The organism is Bradyrhizobium sp. 25ACV (genome assembly GCF_054863005.1).
In genome coordinates, this window is record NZ_JAVAYO010000012.1 from 243761 (window position 1) to 261926 (window position 18166).

12 protein-coding genes and 2 pseudogenes are annotated in these 18166 nt (G+C 60.9%); 6 read left to right on the plus strand and 8 right to left on the minus strand.

Translation table 11 applies throughout. The annotated features are described in order from the left end of the window. Positions 1–148: 148 nt before the first annotated feature. Positions 149–406: pseudogene (locus tag RAD04_RS26580) on the minus strand (energy transducer TonB); the annotation flags it as partial. A 205-nt stretch (positions 407–611) separates the two neighbouring features. Continuing rightward, entirely contained in the window at positions 612–4709 is a 4098-nt protein-coding gene (locus tag RAD04_RS26585; protein WP_461626137.1) for a LuxR C-terminal-related transcriptional regulator, read from the minus strand. Between the two features lie 884 nt (positions 4710–5593). Between RAD04_RS26585 and RAD04_RS26590 the strand changes: the two genes are divergently transcribed. Next, positions 5594–6385 carry a Crp/Fnr family transcriptional regulator gene (locus tag RAD04_RS26590; protein WP_461626138.1) on the plus strand — a complete coding sequence of 264 codons (792 nt, stop codon included), beginning with the start codon at positions 5594–5596 and terminating at the stop codon, positions 6383–6385. A 648-nt stretch (positions 6386–7033) separates the two neighbouring features. Here RAD04_RS26590 and RAD04_RS26595 read toward each other — a convergent pair. Beyond that, positions 7034–7342: pseudogene (locus RAD04_RS26595) on the minus strand (hypothetical protein); the annotation flags it as partial. A 257-nt stretch (positions 7343–7599) separates the two neighbouring features. Between RAD04_RS26595 and RAD04_RS26600 the strand changes: the two are divergent. Next, the gene (locus RAD04_RS26600) at positions 7600–7851 is read left to right on the plus strand and encodes a hypothetical protein (protein ID WP_461626139.1); all 252 of its coding nucleotides are present in this window, start codon (positions 7600–7602) and stop codon (positions 7849–7851) included. A gap of 44 nt (positions 7852–7895) precedes the next feature. On the opposite strand, the gene RAD04_RS26605 is transcribed toward RAD04_RS26600, so the two are convergent. Continuing rightward, positions 7896–8585, minus strand: coding sequence for a LuxR C-terminal-related transcriptional regulator (locus RAD04_RS26605; protein WP_461626140.1), 690 nt, complete (start codon positions 8583–8585; stop codon positions 7896–7898). Between the two features lie 985 nt (positions 8586–9570). Between RAD04_RS26605 and RAD04_RS26610 the strand changes: the two genes are divergently transcribed. Continuing rightward, positions 9571–9891, plus strand: a complete 321-nt coding sequence (locus RAD04_RS26610; RefSeq protein WP_461626141.1) for an H-NS histone family protein — start codon at positions 9571–9573, stop codon at positions 9889–9891. Between the two features lie 39 nt (positions 9892–9930). Here the strand turns inward: RAD04_RS26610 and RAD04_RS26615 are convergent, their stop codons facing one another. Further along, a complete protein-coding gene (locus RAD04_RS26615) occupies positions 9931–10170 on the minus strand; it encodes a hypothetical protein (protein WP_461626142.1) in 240 nt (79 codons plus the stop codon). Positions 10171–10432: 262 nt separating this feature from the next. Between RAD04_RS26615 and RAD04_RS26620 the strand changes: the two genes are divergently transcribed. The 3 genes from RAD04_RS26620 (at position 10433) to RAD04_RS26630 (ending at position 13378) form a co-directional block, all read left to right on the plus strand. Beyond that, positions 10433–11272 carry a 2OG-Fe(II) oxygenase gene (locus RAD04_RS26620; protein WP_461626143.1) on the plus strand — a complete coding sequence of 280 codons (840 nt, stop codon included), beginning with the start codon at positions 10433–10435 and terminating at the stop codon, positions 11270–11272. 139 nt (positions 11273–11411) lie between these two features. Further along, the gene (locus RAD04_RS26625; RefSeq protein WP_461626144.1) at positions 11412–12380 is read left to right on the plus strand and encodes a hypothetical protein; all 969 of its coding nucleotides are present in this window, start codon (positions 11412–11414) and stop codon (positions 12378–12380) included. Next, positions 12377–13378, plus strand: coding sequence for a methionyl-tRNA formyltransferase (locus RAD04_RS26630; protein WP_461626145.1), 1002 nt, complete (start codon positions 12377–12379; stop codon positions 13376–13378). Before RAD04_RS26625 ends, RAD04_RS26630 begins: the two co-directional genes overlap by 4 nt. A gap of 43 nt (positions 13379–13421) precedes the next feature. Here RAD04_RS26630 and RAD04_RS26635 read toward each other — a convergent pair whose 3' ends face one another. From RAD04_RS26635 to RAD04_RS26645, 3 genes are all read right to left on the minus strand, one after another. Beyond that, positions 13422–14036 carry a transglutaminase-like cysteine peptidase gene (locus RAD04_RS26635; protein ID WP_461626146.1) on the minus strand — a complete coding sequence of 205 codons (615 nt, stop codon included), beginning with the start codon at positions 14034–14036 and terminating at the stop codon, positions 13422–13424. Between the two features lie 653 nt (positions 14037–14689). Then, complete coding sequence (locus RAD04_RS26640; RefSeq protein WP_461626147.1) at positions 14690–16006, minus strand: HlyD family type I secretion periplasmic adaptor subunit; 1317 nt, start codon at positions 16004–16006, stop codon at positions 14690–14692. Next, the gene (locus RAD04_RS26645) at positions 16003–17937 is read right to left on the minus strand and encodes a type I secretion system permease/ATPase (protein WP_461626148.1); all 1935 of its coding nucleotides are present in this window, start codon (positions 17935–17937) and stop codon (positions 16003–16005) included. Before RAD04_RS26645 ends, RAD04_RS26640 begins: the two co-directional genes overlap by 4 nt. Positions 17938–18166: the final 229 nt, after the last annotated feature.

An 18166-nucleotide genomic window follows, 5' to 3' on the forward strand; every position in this document is an offset into this window, starting at 1 on the left:
CAGGCGGTGAGCACTCGCAGCAGGGCGGCGGGTCAAGCTCCGCTTGAGATCGTCATATCGGTCGAGCAGCAGCCGGCGCAGCATCGCCACGGACGCCTCGGTCACCGCACGCCTCCGGCCGCCTGCGGTAACACCGTCGCACCACAACTCATGTGACGCCCGAGACCTGCGGCAGGACCACGATCAATACCGGCTGTGCAAAGCCCGGGGGCACCGGGGCACCCACACTGAACCGTCGAAGCGCGCTGTCGATGCCGCGGTCCAGCTCGGCCGTGCCTGCCGATCCAAGTCGTTCGAACCTGGCTACGGCCCCCGACGGCGCGATCCAGACCAGGGCCGCGATACGATAGCTTCCCGGCCGCGCCCCGTTGGTCCGGCATAGAGCATCGCGCAGCCGCGCCTGAACGACACCATAGTATTAGCGCGCGAGAGCAGCAGCACGGCCTTCCGGTGGTCCGGCGGCTTCGGGCGCCGGGGCTAGAACGAACGATCCGTCTTTCAGGAAGCGGGCGGTAAGGCCGGCGCCCGCTCTCGAGCACTGGTCTGAGCTTTCAAAGAAGGTCGGTTGCGTGAATCACGAAGATTGCATCGATTAATAACGATGGAGCGCTTCAAATCAGGAAGTCATGAGGCGCGGCGTGATGCGGAACGTTATGAACGGGGGCGACCGCGTGTTCGTCCATTGCATTAGGAATCGATTTGCCGATGACGTGGAGGTCCTCTTCCTGACCGGGCGAAACGTGCGGACCGCGCGGGCTACCAAGCTCGACTACCGCGCCGAATGTGGGAGGAGTCGCATAGCTATCGAAGCGAAACGCCAATTCCGCGCCGCCAATCTCGGAGGCAACTTTAGCCGGCTGTACGGGTTCCAACGCGGTTGCAGCAGGTTGCGCAGCCTGCGGCCAGTTTCCGGCGTTACTGCCATTTGCGACGCTCGGTTCGACCATCTCGGCTGCTTCAGGTGCGTCTTCAGAGCCGTGCGAATTGTGCCCGGCGTTGCCATGCTCCACGACGGTCGGCTCTTCCCCAGCTGACGCGCCCGCAACATCCAAAACCGGAGCGCGATGCTCGGCGCCATTTCCCGGTGCGAAGCCAGCTTCAGCCAACTCCGTGGCTGCCGCCATTGCAGGCCCTGGCTCTGAAACGTGCTGTGAGTGACCGCTGCCCGCGCTACCGGCCGTTGCGATGCCCGGCTCACCGATCTCAGCCGCTTCAGGTGCGTCTGAAAAACTTGAGTGCCTCGAATTTCCGCGTTCCACGCCATCTGCTTCAGCCGTCTTCGCTGAACCTGGCGAAGCTTCCGAAGCCGGGAAATGATGCTCGTTGTCGTTGCCGAAATTGTGCCCTTGCATAGAACCAGCTTCGGTCAACTCTGTGACTGCCGCCTTTGCAGGCCCTGGCTCTGAATCGTGCTGTGAGTTATCGCGGCCCGCGCTACCGAGGCCTGGCTCAGGGTCGGCTGCTTCCGGTGATTTTGCAGAGGTTGAGTGCCCCGAATTGCCGCGTTCCACGCCATGTGCGTCTGCCGTCTTCGCCGAACCCGGCGAAGCATCCGAAGCCGGGAAATGATGCTCGTTGTCGTTGCCGAGACTGTGCCCTTGCACAGAACCAGATTCAGCCAACTCCGTGACTGCCGCCTTTGCAGACCCTGGCTCCGAATTGTGCTGCGAGTTATCGCGGCCCAGGCTACCGAGGCCTGGCTCACCGGGGTCGGCTGCTTCCGGTGGCTTTGCAGAGGTTGAGTGCCCCGAATTGCCGTGTTCCACGCCATCTGCGTCTGTCGTCTTCGCCGACCCTCGCGAAGCCTCCGAAGCGGGGGGATGATGCTCATTGTCATTGCCGACGTCATTCCCCCGCATGAAGCCGGCTTCGGTCAACTCCGCTGCCGCCTTTGCAGACCCTTTCTCCGAAGCGTGCTCTTTTTCCGAAGCGTGCTGTGAGTTACCGCTGCCCGCGCTGCCGGCCTTTGCGACGGCTGGCTCACCAGGGTCGGCTGCTTCCGGTGGCCTTGCAGAGGCTGAGTGCCCCGAATTGCCGCGTTCCGCGCCATCTGCTTCTGCCGTCTTCGCTGACCCTCGCGAAGCCTCCGAAGCGGGGGGATGATGCTCATTGTCATTGCCGACGCCATTCTCCCGCATGACGCCGGCTTCGGTCAACTCCGCTGCCGCCTTTGCAGACCCTTTCTCCGAAGCGTGCTCTTTCTCCGAAGGGTGCTGTGAGTTACCGCCGCCCGCGCTGCCGGCCTTTGCGACGCCTGGCTCACCAGGGTCGGCTGCTTCCGGTGGCCTTGCAGAGGCTGAGTGCCCCGAATTGCCGCGTTCCGCGCCATCTGCTTCTGCCGTCTTCGCTGACCCTCGCGAAGCCTCCGAAGCGGGGGGATGAGGCTCATTGTCATTGCCGACGCCATTCCCCCGCATGACGCCGGCTTCGGTCAACTCCGCTGCCTTTGCAGACCCTGGCTCCGAACCGTGCTGTGAGTTATCGCCCGCTGCGAGGCTAGAGCCAGCCCCGCCATTGATCGGCTCATTCTTCGATGTGTGATTTTCAACTGCCGGGACCGTCGTGCTATGAGAAAGCGCGACCGGTGATACATGAGCCGACCCACCAGGCTCATTATCGCTCTCATCTGTTGTACCCACCGAATCGCTAGTGAAGGTTCTGAACCTGGTCGCTCCCCCCGAGCCGGTCCGAGCCTGCCCGAATTCGAACGTCAAGCCGTTGTCGGCCAGAGTGTTCCAAACTGCAGCGGTCCCGAGCGTGCTCTCGCTCGCCCCCATAACCGTATGGGCACTGTCCGCACTCAGAACAGCTTCGGTTGCGGTCGCCGATGTCAGCGCTTCGAGCTGCTCCAGGGTGATCGCGACAGCCGCGCCTTCCGGCTGGCCGACGAAATCCGACTCCGCAATGGAGACAATCCCCTGCAGATGGATTTCCAGCAGGCCCCGGTCCCCGACATCAAGACTCCGATCGGTCGGATTCACGTAGACGATCGTCTCGTTGGTTGCGGGATTGTAGATCCAGGCGAGGGTGTGCGGCGGTATGGACTTGCTTGCTGCCGTCATATGGAGCCAGGCAAGCGCTCCGAAAGCTGCAAGATTGATCCTGCTCGATCCAGAGGCGAAATCGAATCCAGACTGGGAAGAGGTCGAATTGGAATCGATCGGGGAGCGATGAACAACGTTTTCGACAACGTCGCCGTCCATCAGTTGATCGCGGCCATCTCCGCCAATACCGGCATCGCGACCAGAGCCCCGTGAGCCATGGGGTTCTTGCAGACTGTCGTCCGCAGCACCATGACTCATTTGGTTCGAAGCGCCCTCTCCAGCGACGCGTTCGTTGCCGGTGGTCACAAGCGCGGCAGGCAGGCGCAAATCGTGCAAAGGGAAAGCCGGGGGAAAGCCGTCTACATCATTGGTATCGGCATCGGTTATCGCGGCCAGTTTTGTGGTCGCATTCTCGCCGGTGACCACCACGAAGCTGTCGATCGTCGCTTTGCCCGGGTCATGCGATTGCACGGCAAGGTGGGGGTCGTTCAGTGCGTAGATCAACGCAGCGGTCAGAGTGGCGAAGGTGCCATACCCTTCGTGTTTCAACGTCGGAGTGGAAGCAAGCCGCGGGAACTGATGTTCAGCGGCCGGGTCAACACGGATCTGTGCGTCGCTGGTTCCCCGCAGCAATGGCGTAGGAAGATTGGGCGTGCCCGATCCAACAGGGCCGTAGTCTTTCCACGGTTTCGCGCCTACGGATTGCTCAGCCGGGCGCAGCGCTTCTATTGCCGCCGCCGGGTCCGTGACCAGGTTCGCCTTGGCAAAGAAGTCCCTCTGTGTGGGCGTCTCGCCAGATTCCCAGACTACGAAGTGTCGGAGAATAGCTCGTTTCCAGGGCTCATATTCGGCATGCTCTCCCGCGCGACCGACGCTGTCGTCATCCGGATCCACGTCGTTCGCTTCCGACGCCTTGAGTTCGTCCGCAATTGCGACCGCCAGAAACGCCAGGGCAAGCAGGCCGAAGCCCGACGGTCGCTGCAACAACGCGAGGGTAGCGAGCACAGTTCTGTTGGTAATTTCAAGCTTCTGAAATATGTTGTATAGGTGTACTTTGACTGTCCCTGGGGAAACGTTTAGCTGGCGCGCAATCTCCTTGTTTGACATTCCTTCTGACACTAGTCGTACAATTTGAAGTTCCCGGTGCGTCAACAGCTCCAGCATCGTTTCCACTTTGCCGCCGCCCTCAGCTCCCTGGCCGGCTGGCAAGAGATCGGATTGCTCGCGCGATACGCTGCGCTCTGTCATCAGGCGCAGTAATCGTAGCATAGTGTCCGAGGAAGCATGCTTCGAGATTACGCTGGAGGCGCCAGCAGCAATAGCGGCGGCTAGATCGTGATCTGCTTCGGATTCGGTAAACAACACCAAGCGCGTGGAGAGATTCTCAGTTTTCGCAATCGCGAGGATCTCGGGGACCGTCAGATCTGGCAGGTTGTCAGCAACAAGCGTGACGTCGGGCGTCAAATTCCGAATTGCTTCGAGACACTTTGTCCCATCGCTGCACGATGCGACAATGTCGAAGTCCTGCTGTGCCCCGAGTACCGACTTCAGCCCCTGTAGAACGATCGGTTGTCGATCTACGATCAGAAGGCGGACCCGTCTCTGCTTCACAGATACGTCTAACATCGACTCTGCCTCGGCCCGGCCATCTATGTACTTCGGCATATGGCCGACGCCAAGCGGGATTATTAAAATACAATTAATAGAATAGGGAAAGAGGCTTGACGGGCTAAAAATGACTTAAAATCGCAAGGTTTTATGGCATTTTGGGTGAGAAATATATCATTTGACCCGATGGCCGTTGCGACTGACTGGCTCGATGCTTACCGCGCGGGCGACATCGATATTGGGAATGTATGCCGAAGGCGCGGTGGTTCGCTGCGGCTGCGGGGGCGTCAAGACCATTACCGGGCCACGAGGCACTTCGTGCCTATTGGATTGATCGCCTCCAAGAATATCCGGCGAGAAATATCCGGCGTGCACGTTGGACGATCTCAATCCCTGGCACGAGGGGCCATTATCTCGTACGTCGCCAAGAGTAGCGTCATGAGTGCGCTTTTATCGTTTGACGTTACCGGGAGGATCAAGGCGCTAGACTGCAGTCCGTGCCACTAGACCCTGGCGCGATCCAGGCCCGCGTCGGGTCACGTGTTGGCCTTGCGGGGCAAGGCCGGCGTTTCCATACGGACGCGTCGTTGCGAGCCCTTCGTGCCACTCATTACCGAAAGCATGTCGAAGGACGATACGCCTCCTGCAGAGTGAGAATGCCAACTCGTCGATGTTAAGGAGGCTTCCCAGCTTACTGCACCGCCAATGCGGCGCGAGCGCGTGAAGGCGCTGGAGATGCGGCTTCAGCTTGAAGCGATGCCACCCGAATTCGTCTTCAACGCGGATAATACTACTACGACGCGGCATGCGATTGTCAGGCCACGCGTGCTCGCCATTGATCACGGGAACCATATCTGTGGTGGTCGGTTGGCTTGCTGTTGAGCTGGCACGCCGCAGAGTAGCTCACATCTAGTGCCGAGTATCCGTCGGGAGCCAATCCCATGATGGACCATGCGACTAGAATTGGTAATCGTTTGTTAGCAGCGTTGCCGCCAGCGGATTTTGCTTTGCTTGCGCCTCATCTCCGGAAAGTCGTGATCGAACGCAATTCCGTGCTCATCCGATCGGGCGATCGGATCGAACATCTTCTCTTCCCCCTCAGCGGCGCCATCGCCACGATCGCGGAGCTGCCGAACGGGCAAACAGTTGCCACGGCGATCATCGGGCACGAGGGCGCCGTGGGTTTGACGTCAGCGTTTGGCGCATCCGCCGCGCCTGCGACCGCGGTCGCCCGCCTATCCGGGGCCGCGCTGCAGATCTCGCCTGCGCAATTCCTGGCAGCCCAACATCGTAGCCCCGCAATCGCATCCATGGTGCAGGTCTTCACGATGTCGTTGTTGACGCAACTCCAGCACGTGGCGGCCTGCAATGCACTGCATTCCGTCGAAGCGCGCTTAGCGCGCTGGCTTCTTCACATCCATGATCGTGCGAATGAAGGTGACCTGCTCCCGCTGACGCAAGAAACATTGTCGGAGTTGCTCGGCGTTCGTCGCACCACGGTCACGCATGTCGTGTGCGCAATGCGCGCGTCAAGAGCACTGAAATCCAGCCGGCGCGGCCAGCTCGAGATTGATCGGCCGCGGCTCGAAGCCGTGGCATGCGAGTGCTACAAGGTCATGAGCCGCAGAATCGATCGGATAGTCTCGCACGGCGCGGTCGGGCTCATCCCTGGGGCTCCAGCGCGCCCCCCCTCCCGTTCGCCAGGTAGCCGAATAGCCGGGACAGGCTCGTAGGCCGGTTCGCTTTCGCGAACCATCCGCACGCACCGTTTCGATCGTCCATTCGCTTTGGGACGCTCGTTACACCGCGATTTATTGCAACCGAGCAGCACGGGCATGAGTTTCGCCTGTGCGAAGCTGGAACGACAGCCCGTGGTCCGAGCTCGGGCATGGGGGACTGTCCGCCTTTCGCAGCTTGCGCTGACGATTCTCTTCGAGACCTACCCGGTCTCTGAGCTTCTCGAGTTCTGCGAGCCGGGCGACAAGCGCTTCGAGACGCTCTCGAAGAAGGGCCGCAGGATTCTCCGCTCGAATGCGGGTATTCATGACACGCCTCCTGACCGAGTCTCCCGGCAGGCCGCTCGGCTGGCCAGATATGCTTACGGCCTCGCGTTTGCCCTGTCGGAGCACAAGGCCCAGCCTGGCTTGGCCGCACGGCAGCCCATAGGTCTCCCATGGGCTGAGAAGATCTTACCGGCTGGATTGGGTTGCGCTGGAAATTCGAGTACTAGCTCCGGGGCAATCGGCCCTGCGCTTTTCCTCGTTCTCTTCGTCTGCGCAATCGACCCCACCATCTGCACTTGGAATTCCAGAGCCGCCGCCGGTTGCGAAGGGCCCTTTTGCATTGCCTCCGCCAGCACCGGCCCCGCCGCTACCGCCAGCGCCGCCGCCGGATGTCCCTCCGGCATGAGAAGATCCGGCAGGGCGACCACCAGCTGCTCCCCCACCCCCCGATGATCCGCCGCCGGAGCTCCCCGGCCCTGCCGCGGACGACCGATCATTGTCGAAGAACGACTGGCCGCTGTCGCTTTGCCTCGCCCCGTGCAGGCCCCCCGAACGTGCAATGGCTTTTGAGGTCAGGGAGGTGGACAGAAGCAGCGTCATGACGGGGGGCGTCACGGCTGCAAATCTTCCGCAGGTCTTCAAAAATGCCCTCCGGTCGTCATCTTCGTTGCCGTCCCGGGTCACGATGCGTCCTCCTCGATTTAAAACGCCATTTTTTCATTATTATATATTAAATATAGATTTTCAACCATGAATTTTCTTTGCCTGGTGAGAGGTTACTGAACGTGCGTGCCCCGGACAGAAAGCCGGCAATTTCCCGTGTTTCCTCCGATTTATCCCGCGCGCCTTGCCGACGCACCCAATTTGAGTTGCGCTCGAGCATTTAATTTAGTTAACTCGAATTTAACCAATGGGCGCGAGCTCGGCTACAATGGATCATTGCGATGCCACTGCAATTCAATCGGTCCGTCCGGGACATGGAGATCTGGAGTGCGAGCAGCCACGGCTTCTCGTTCGTGATCAGTTTCGAAAGCCCGGGAGGTCCGGGTTTTCACGGACGCTCCGGCTACCTGGCGAGTTGGCGTCCGCTCCACAAGAACCAGGCCGCAATCAAGATTGGCGGCTCGCCCTTTCGAACGTTGGCCGAGGCCGAAGGGGCCTGCCTCAACATGATTGAGCATCTGGCACCGCGATAGGCCGCCCCTCGCGCATACTGCCGAAGACGCGCCAGACGTACCCGTCAGTTCGCGCTGGCTGGATCCTGATGCAACAGATCAAGGGAATCCGGCTCACCTGGCGCTGCATGCAGCTCGCTTCGGGAGATCGCCATTGCCGCGAGAACCGTACGATTGCTGATTTCCAGCTTCTGGAAGATATGGTGAAGGTGGACCTTGATCGTACCGTCGGCGAGATTCAACCGACGCCCAATCTCCTTGTTCGATAGCCCCTCCGATACGAGCCGCATGATCTGCCGCTCCCGGTCAGTCAGCTGTGTCAGAGGCTTCACACTGGCCGGGGGGGCCTCGCTGACGTGCCCGTTGCTTGGCGAAGCCGCAGCTTGGCCCTGGGCAGCTTTCCGCAGGGTTGCGACCAGCATCTCCGCATCCGAATCCTTCGAGAGGACGATGCAGGCGTCGTTCAAGGCCAACCTTTGTAACTCACTGTCGGCCGTAATACCGGTGAAGAAGATTATCGGAGCACGTGGGCCGACGGCGTTCGCACGGGCGAGTATCTGCTGTCGACTGAAGTCGGGCAGTGCAGCATCGACAAGCGCCACGTCCGGCGCAAGAAATCGAATTGCCTCGATACAGCTCGCGCCATCGCTGCAGGAAGCAACGACCACAAAATCACGCTGCGCCGCAAGAACGCTCCTAATCCCTTGCAAGACGATCGGGTGACGATCAGCTATGACAATTCTGATACGGCGCATGCTTCCCTTGCCTGTTGCTAACAACCCCCCTTGCAGCCGTTTAATCCACCCTTCTTCTGAGAACGCGCGAGTTATATCCAGTCAGCTCCGTCAATAACGTCGCAGGGTCCTAAGTCTGAGACGGCACCTTGCGGCAACGCTCGATGGCTTACGCTATCGTAACTCGCCCAGAGAATGCGTGCAGCACCGTAAGAATGCGGTACCCGACGCGAAATTCGAAACCGCGGATTCTGCGAGGAATAATGCGATTCCATACACAATTTTTGATAGCTACGATCTGACAATTCCCGCCAAAAATGTCATCGACGCGGTCGATCGACCAGGTTTGCCATGATGGTCAACATCCAATTAACTTAGTAGAGCTGGATATTACCAACGATATATAGGGACATTTACGATTCAAATCTAACATTCGGCGAAGTTTCATTGAAGCGAGGCCGTTCGTGAAGGCCCGCTCCGGGAAGGGAGGAGAGAAAGTATTACTATTCATCAAAGCAACGGCTGGTAATCAAGGACAGAACAAGGCTGCGGTTGATCGTAGCCCGTGTAGCACCGACGGAAGTCCCCCAGTACCGCGCTTGAGGCCGAATTTCGTCGTTCAGCAATTTTTCAATGATTAGCACGGATTCGTCGTCGGTAATGAGTAGGTGGTCACATGTATTCTTCGGCAGTTTTGCGTCAAACACATAAGGCCCTCATCGTTCAATTCACAGAATTGCAGAACTTACGTAATCGCGTGTTGAAAGCAGAGGAGCGATTGCTCGCGCCCAAGCGACGGGCCCACGGACGGAGGGGGCTCAGGAAGCGACAGCCCGGTCGGAGATACAGTCTTAACCGCTAGCACCTAATATTGCGCTGCACACAAGCGCCGCCGCGCGCCCGGATCGCGCTTGCCCAACCCTGCCATGACCTGATAATGCCCCTTCCTGTTTCGGTTCGGAAGTAGCTGGGGACGGCTTCCATGGGGAAAAGTGACTGGGTCAACTTGACCACAGCCGAGCTGTGGGGGCTTTACGATGAGGTCACGACCGTTCTCAGTCGCAGGATGACCGCGGAAAAGGTCAAGCTCGAAGAGCGGCTGCGCAAGATTGAGGGGACCGCGGATTCGTCCCCGAACGGGGGGCGTCCGCGCCGCCCCTACCCGCCGGTGCTGCCGAAATACCAGAACCCGAAGGACCCGTCCGAAACCTGGTCCGGCCGCGGCAAACAGCCCCGCTGGCTGAAAGCGCAGCTGCGCGCTGGCAAGAAGCTGACCGATCTCCTAATCGACCGCTCGACCGCACAAAGACGCCGCCGGACCGGCTGATTCCCAGCCGCACCGCGGCGGCCCAATGGGCCGCCGAATTTACCGATTGTCGTCCTCTTTCCCGTTGGGGGTGCCGTCACCGCCGCCATTCCCGAAGCCATTGTTGCCACGCACAATGCGCCCCCCTGAACTGGCTATCGCGGCCGAGGTCAGGGAAGTGGAGAGCAACAGCGTCACTGTCGGAGGAGTGACCGCGGCGAATTTTCCGCAGGTCTTCAAGAACTCACGACGATCATCGCCTTCCGCGTCGAGTTGGGTCATCGGCTCGTCCTGCTGCATTCCAGCCCAATCCTCAAGGTAGACCCAAAATCGTCGACCCTCAAATTAAATAAGTTAATCGCGTGATTTGAATTGCGCGACTGGAGATCACGATTGCGTTGGCCGGCGGTGCCCGGAGATCGAAATCTCTGGTGCGCTAGAGCTCAAGCATTCAGCTTCCGGTTTATTTTGACATTTAATCCAGAACCAATTAATAATAACATTTAATTTGAAGGCGGGCTTGGGGCCCCAGCCCCAAGCACCGCAGCCGGAGTCTGCGGAATTGCATGTTGATTTCCAGCTTCACTCGTTGAGCGGCCTCTTTGCCCGAGCCAGCTCCCTGCGCGCCGAATACGCCGCCGCAAGACCTTGGCCGCACGTTGTCCTCAATGATGCCTTTCCCGAGAAGCTGTTGGACATGGTCGCGGCCGAATGCGCCGCCCTGCCGGAAGCCCGCCTGATTACCACGGCCACCGATCGCCTGGTGAAGCAGGAGACATCGGACGGATTGGGGCCGGCCACTCAGCATCTGCTGAGCCTGTTGGACAGCACTCGCTTCCGGGCATTCGTTTCGGCAGTCACTGGAGTTCGCGAGCTTCATTCCGATCCGACGCACAAATTTGCAGGAGTTCATCGAACGCCCCCAGGAGGCTTCACGAAGATTCACCGCGATTTCGAGGTTCACCCGACGACCGGGTTGTTCCACCGGGTCAATGTACTCATCTATCTCAATCGTGATTGGCCCGATGCCTACGGCGGCAGCCTCGAATTGTGGCCTGCGGACATGTCAGCGCTCGGATCCCGCATCTTCCCGCGCTTCAACACCATGATCCTTTGGGAGACGCACGGTGCCACTCTCCATGGCCTGCCGGATCCGGTCTCCTGTCCCCCTGGCCGAATGCGCCTTTCCGTCGCATCCTATTACTACACGACGACGCGCCGTGTCGTCGCATCGGGCGAACGCCGCGTGCGGTATTGGGCAGCGCGCCCCGGCGAGAATCCACTGATCGAGCGAATGAGCTGGCAGGATCACTTGCGCGCGCTCGTCCCCGATCCGCTCTACAACGTGGTCCGGGGGGCACGCGATTGGATATCCAGGGCGCACCGGTCGAGAACACGTTGAAGCCGCCGTCTTCCAGCGGCAACAGGGGGACCTATCGATGACCGCGACCGGAGCCTCAGTCGCACAATTGCGATCTGACGATGCGGATACGAGAGCACCTCGCCGGCCGGGCTTCTCGCCTGTTCGACTGCGAATGTTGATGAAGCGCGCCGTCGCTGAAACGGGACTGGACATGTCGGGAATGACTGTGCTGACCGAAGCCGCGACTGGCGCGTATGCCGTCACCCCCGTCCTGGCTGCAATGGCCGGAGCCAAGCACGTCTACGCGTTCGCCAGATCAAGCCGCCACGGCACGGTGTCTGATGCCAAACGGGAGACTTTGGAGCTCGCGGCCCCCCTTGGCGTCGCTGACCGCATCGAGATTCTGGAAAAGATCAGCCCCGAGGTGCTTCACAGCGTCGACATCGTGACCAACAGCGGCCACCTCCGCCCCCTTACAGCTGCGCTGATCGACCAGTTGCGCGGCGACGCCGTGATTGCCTTGATGTTCGAGGCCTGGGAGTTTCGTCGCGAGGACCTGGATATCGAAGCGTGCGCGCGACGCAAAATCCCGGTGGTCGGCGTCAACGAGCGGCACCCCGCCATCGACGTCTTCTCATTCCTTGGCCCGCTCGCCGTGAAGCAGTTGCACGATTGCGGGCTGGCGGTTCTCGGCAACAAAATCGCCCTGCTCTGCGACAATGACTTCCTTGCCCCGCTACACACCGGGCTGACAAACCTGGGGGCGAACGTCGAGACGTTCGACAGTGTTGCGGCAGTCCATCCCGGCGCATGGGAGGTCTTCGTGGTCGCGTTGCAGCCAACGGACTCGCCGCGCATCGGCCGAGCGGAGGCTGCGCATCTGGCCGCATGCGCGCCCGACGGCGCCGTTGTGGTGCAGTTCTGGGGCGACATCGATCGAGCCGTGCTGGCCGACAATGGTCTTGCGGTCTGGCCCCCACAATCGGTCGGACAGGGCCATATGGGCATTCTGCTGTCGGAGATCGGCCCCGAGCCGATCATACGATTGCAGACCGGCGGCTTGCGCGCGGCCGAGTGGGTCCGCCGGGGCGGTGCCGTCACAGAGGACGGTTTCGCCCAGCTCGTACCATGGCCGGAGGTGACATGACGGAGCAGCTGCAGCCCGATGTCGTGCTCCTCGCGGACGGACCGACGGGCTTCGCAGCGCTGCGCTCGTTGGCTGCGCACTGCCGCGTGGTCCAGATATTCCGGAGACCGGACCAGCCCGACACGAGCGCGTTGAGGGCATTTGCCAACAACCGCGGCATCCCGGTCGCGGCAATGCAGGACCTGAACCAGCTTCAGAAAATGATCGCAGAGCTGCGCCCGGCGGCCGTTGTGATCTCTTCGTTCGATCGGATCATCCCGCCGCAGATTCTTGGATTGTGTCGCTTCGTCAACGTGCACTATTCGCTTCTGCCGCATTATCGTGGCCGCGCCAACGTCAATTGGGCAATCATCAACGGCGAGACGACCGCCGGGATCAGCATTCACCTCGTCATCCCGGAACTTGATGGCGGCAATCTGCTGTTTCAGCAGGCCATTCCGATCGGCGCGAATGACACGGTCACTTCGCTCTACGAGCGCCTCAACGCGATTCAGGAACGTGAGCTCGGCGGGGTCGTCGTACGAGCGATCACCGGCTACCAAGGCACTTCTCAAGATACCGACAACGCCTCCTATGGCTGCGCCCGTGTTCCGGAAGATGGAGAGATCGACTGGCGCCAGCCTACCGACACCATCGATCGGCTGATCCGCGGCTTAACACCGCCATTTCCCGGCGCCTTCAGCCACCTTGACGGGCAGCGGCTCATCATCACCAACGCGTCGCCGCGGCTTGATGCTCCCTGCTATATTGGCCGCGTACCAGGCCGGATCGTAGGACGGTCACCTTCCGAGGGCTGGGTGGATGTGCTGACCGGCGACGGCGTCCTGCGCATGTTCAGCGTCCTTCCTCCCAACACCGAGCAACCCTGTGCTGCCGCTTCTGTCATCGGATCGACGCGCGCGACCCTGGGGTTGTCGCGCCTCGATCTTTTTCGCCGGATCGTCGCGCTTGAAGACAGGCTCGCTTCGCTCGAGCGGCTCAAGTGCGCTCACGAGTAAACGCAACCGCTCTGGCCAAGCTCAGGGCATTCTCGTCAGTACCTCACACCCCTTCTCGTCCAATGGTGACCCATAGCCCGTCACGCCCCGGGCTTTGCACGCGAACCCAGCGATAGGGCGTGCGCGACCAGGGCTTGACCTGTGGCGTGAGATTGTCGAGGACGAGATCGCCGCTTCTGGTCCGCACGAGGAGCACCAGATGATGTTCGCCGGAACTGACGACGACTTCGCTCAATAGCAGGACACGCGCCGGCCAACCGCGCCGAAGCAGCTCGTGGCGCTTGCTCACCGCGTAATCGTTGCAATCGCCACGTGCGGGGTTAATGGTCCACGCCTCGCCCGCAAGACCAAGCTCGTTGCGGGCGGGCTCTATCGCCAGATTGATCGCGCGATTGACCTCCCGCAATTCCGCCCATCGCTTCCCGGTCAATCGGATCGGCCCGCCGCGGAAGAAGCGTCGCGGGCGGCATTCGGCCTCATAGCGCAGGCAAAACGCGGTGTAAGTGAGAGGCGGAAGAGCCGGACGCCCCAGCTCGATGCGCGCAGGGTCCGCTTGCGGGGCCCTCGGCACGGCCGGCAATGCCGCACCCGCCCATTGAACGCCCCCGATAATGATCACGATGGCTGACGCGATGATCGAGCCTGAGGTTCGTTGCACCTGCCGCTCTCCTGCAAATGCCAAATCGACGCGGGCCGCGGCGTGACCCAGCCGAACGCTGCAGGCCGCAACCCCATCATTATTAAATTATATATTATAATTTAATTCGCAAGATTTAAATGAACTATTATCTGCATTTAACCGCGGCGGACACGATCAGGCCGGCTACGCTTGCAAGCCAGGAACTCGGATGGATCGAAAAACCCCGATCAGACAGGCCTTTTTCATCCAGGCCGTGCGAAGCCCAGTCACAGGGAACATGCGTGGCCGCCCCAGAGCGAGACGGACGGATTAGGCCCGTACATCATTTTATTGATTTAATTGGCTGCCATGCTCAAATCGCAAAAAACAGCCCTCGCAGGCAGGACTGATTTCATATGCCAATTGAGTTGCTTGTCATTGTGGGAGCTGAAGCTTCAATACTCGGCTTCGTCGTCGCGATGGCCCTGCGCGCCAAGCGGATGGACGTGCTGAGCGGGCGATCGCTTGAACAACCCGTGATCTCAGCGCGGCGTGACAGGCACCCGCCGCGGCCGATCGGTCGGCGGGCGCGCGATCTACTGCGCGGGTGGTCGCAGCGACGCTGACGCCCAGGTATAGGGCGCCAGCCCGCGTGCGTTTCGTCAAGCGCTGCCCACGGCTTGCACCGAGACTCAGCGCTCCTTGAATGCACGCTCCGCTTGATCGTGCAAGGGCTTGAGCAGATAGGACAGCGCGGTCCGACCAGCCGTCTTGATGAAGACCTCGACCGGCATTCCTGGCAGCAGCTTGGCGGAGCCGAGCTTCGCCAGCTCCTCCGGCTTCAGCAGGATACGGCCCGTGTAGTAACTCGTGCCGGCGCGCTGATCCTGCGTGATATCTGCCGAGACCATGCTGACCTCGCCGTCGATTTCGGGCGTGGTCTTCTGGTTGAACGCTGCAAAGCGCATCGTCGCGGTCTGCCCCACATAGACCTGGTCGATATCCTTCGGTGGGATCTTGACCTCGACCGCAAGCGAGTCCGCATCAGGAACGATCAGCATGATTTGCTCGCCGGGAGAGATTACGCCTCCGACCGTGTGGACGCTGAGCTCATGGACGCGGCCGGATTGCGGCGCCCTGATATCGATCCGATGCAATTGATCGACCGCCGCAGTCTTGCGCTCGCCTAGTTCGGAAAGCTTTGAGCGCGTTTCGATCAGGTCCTTGCCAACTTCCGTTCGGAGGTCCTGGTCAATCTGAATGATCTGAAGTCCGATTTCGGAGATTTTTCCCTTCGACTGAGCGATCATTCCTGCGAGCTGGCTGCGCTCGCCTTCGATGCGGGCGGAGTCGCGCTCTAGGGAGTTGAGCCGCGTGATCGGCACCAGATTTTTCTGCCAGAGGCTGCGCACGCCCTCCAGCTCCTGGCGGATGAATTCGACTTCCTTCTGCTTGGCCTCGGTCTGTCCCGTATAGCCTTTGATCTCATTCTCCAGCTGCGCACCTTTCTCCTGCAACTGCGCTTTTTGGCCGCTCCTTGCCTGACGTCGGAGGTCGAACAGCTTCCGCTCCGCAGCGATTGCACGGCTCGCCTCGGAGTTGCTCTCCTTGGCTCGGTCGAGCAGCAGCTTGGGGAACACGACCTGCTCGGCACCATCGCGCTCGGCCTCGAGCCGAGACTGGCGCGCGAGCAGCTCATCGATGCTGTTCGTGACGATCGTCGCATTCGCGAGCGTCTGCGTCTCGTCGAGCCGGATCAGAACGTCGCCTGCATTGACTCGATCGCCCTGGCGCACGCGCAATTCACCCACGATCCCGCCCGTGGCGTGCTGCACCTTCTTGACGCTCGAATCCACCACGACGACGCCCTGGGCGATCACCGCGCCCGACAATTGGCTCGTTGTCGCCCAACCGCCGATTCCAAAAGTCACCAGACCCAACATGATCATACCGACGATCATGTAACGCTGGATGGATTGCATCGCCGGCGCTACCAACTGGCCGTTCATCGGTTGCCTCCTTGAGCTTCCGCGACCACCTTGAGCGGCACGGGATTTCGCAAGACCTTCTTGAGGACCTCCTCTCTCTTGCCGAAGGATTGAACCCTGCCTTCCCCGAGGCACAAGACATGATCGACGGCTTCAAGCGCCTTCGGACGATGGGCGATCACGACGGCGATCCCGCCGCGACGGCGCACGTTCAGGATCGCCTCGGTCAGCGCCTCCTCGCCCTCGGCGTCGAGATTGGAGGAGGGCTCATCGAGCACCACGAGGAATGGTTTGCCGTAGAAGGCGCGGGCGAGCCCGATGCGCTGCCGCTGCCCCGCCGACAGTGCCAATCCCCCCTCACCGATCTTCGTGCCGTAGCCGTCCGGAAACGAAAGGATGAGATCGTGCGCGCCCGCGGCATGCGCGGCCTCCAGAACAGCGGCGGCGGTCGCCTGCGGATCGAACCGCGCGATGTTCATCGCAACGCTGCCGTCGAACAATTCCACGTCCTGAGGCATGTACCCGATGTGCTTGCCGAGGGCGTCAGAAGACCAGTGGTCGAGTGCGGCGTTGTCGAGCCGTATCCGGCCTCGAATGCCCGGCCATACCCCAACCAGCGCACGTGCCAGCGTCGATTTGCCGGATCCGCTCGGCCCAATGATTCCAACCGCCTGCCCGCGCCGCAATTGGAAGGACACGTCATTGACGGTAGGCCGCTCCGAGTTAGGAGCGCCGATAAAGAGATTCTCGACCGTGAGAGCTTCAACAGGAGGAGGCAATGCCAGCCGTTCTTCCTCGCCGGGGAGAAGCTTCAGCAAAGCATCAAGCCGTTGTGCCGACTGCCGCGCAGCGACGAACCCTTTCCAGTTCGCAATGGCCAGTTCGACGGGCGCCAACGCCCGCGCGCTGAGGATCGATCCGGCGATGATGATGCCGGCCGTCGATTCCTGGTTGATGACAAGGACTGCGCCAACGGCAAGAACCAGCGACTGCAGGATTGCCCGGAAGATCTTGGAGGCGCCTCCGAGGCTGTTTGCTACGTCGCTGGCCCGCTCATGAGCCGCGAGGTACTTCGCGTTGACATCGCGCCACCGCAACGCTGCCTGCTGCCGCATGCCCATGGCCTGCAGAACCTCTGCATTTCGTCGACCCTCGAGTGCGAGCGCCGTTCGCGAGACTGCGAGGCGCGAGGACGCCTTTGCCGGCCCGCGGGTCCTGGTTTCCGTGAGCATGGTAATGCCGATCAACACCAACGCGCCGACCAGCGCAGTGACGCCAATCCAGAAGTGAAAGAGGAAGCAAACGCCGAGATAGATCGGCATCCAGGGTAGATCGAAGAGCGCCGTCGGCCCGCCGCTCGAAAGAAAGCTGCGGACCTGATCAAGATCCCGCACCGGCTGCAAGCCGTCGCCATCGGCCCTGGTCTTCAAGGGCAGGCGGACAAGCGCGTCGAAAATGCGAATGCCGAGCCGTTCATCAAAGTACCGGCCGACCCGCGTGCTGATCCTGCTTCTGACGAAGTCGAGCCCACCCTGAAACAGGTAGAGGACCGCCGCCAGGACCATCAAGGCGATCAGCGTCGGTATGCTGCGCCCGGGCAGCACCCGGTCATAGACTTGCAGCATGAAGAATGAGCCGGTGAGCATGAGGAGATTGCTCATCCCGCTGAAGGCCGCGAGCGCCCAGAATATCCGGCCGCACGACCGCAGAAATGCCGACATCTCTGAGTGCGGTTCCTCATAGTCCTCCGCCGACCGGAAACGGCCGACGAATATCCGTTGCCGAAGGGCTTCAACCCCGCGCCTTGCCCAGCCGACGAGCCGCGATGTCGGCGCTTCGGCCTCGTTCGCCAGCCGGCGGCCGGCCGACCATAGACCTGACAAATGCATAATGGGGATTCGATAAAGATTCGCAGGCGGGGGAATCATCCCCCGCCGTCCAACGTCAGTCATGACACCTGCCCTTTAATGATGCCTTTGTCGGGGGATCCCCAAGCGATCCCCCGAGGCAGTTGTTGAGTATCAGCTTGTGCGGCTGACCCGTCTCCTACGCGAAGTGGAAGTCGTGGCTGTTCAGCTTGTCGAGCTGCGTGTTCTTCAGCGTAAGGGTGTCGCTCCCCGTCGCGATCACGACGTCGTGGCCTGACTGGGCCGCATGGGAGAGAACGCTCGCAAAGCTGTC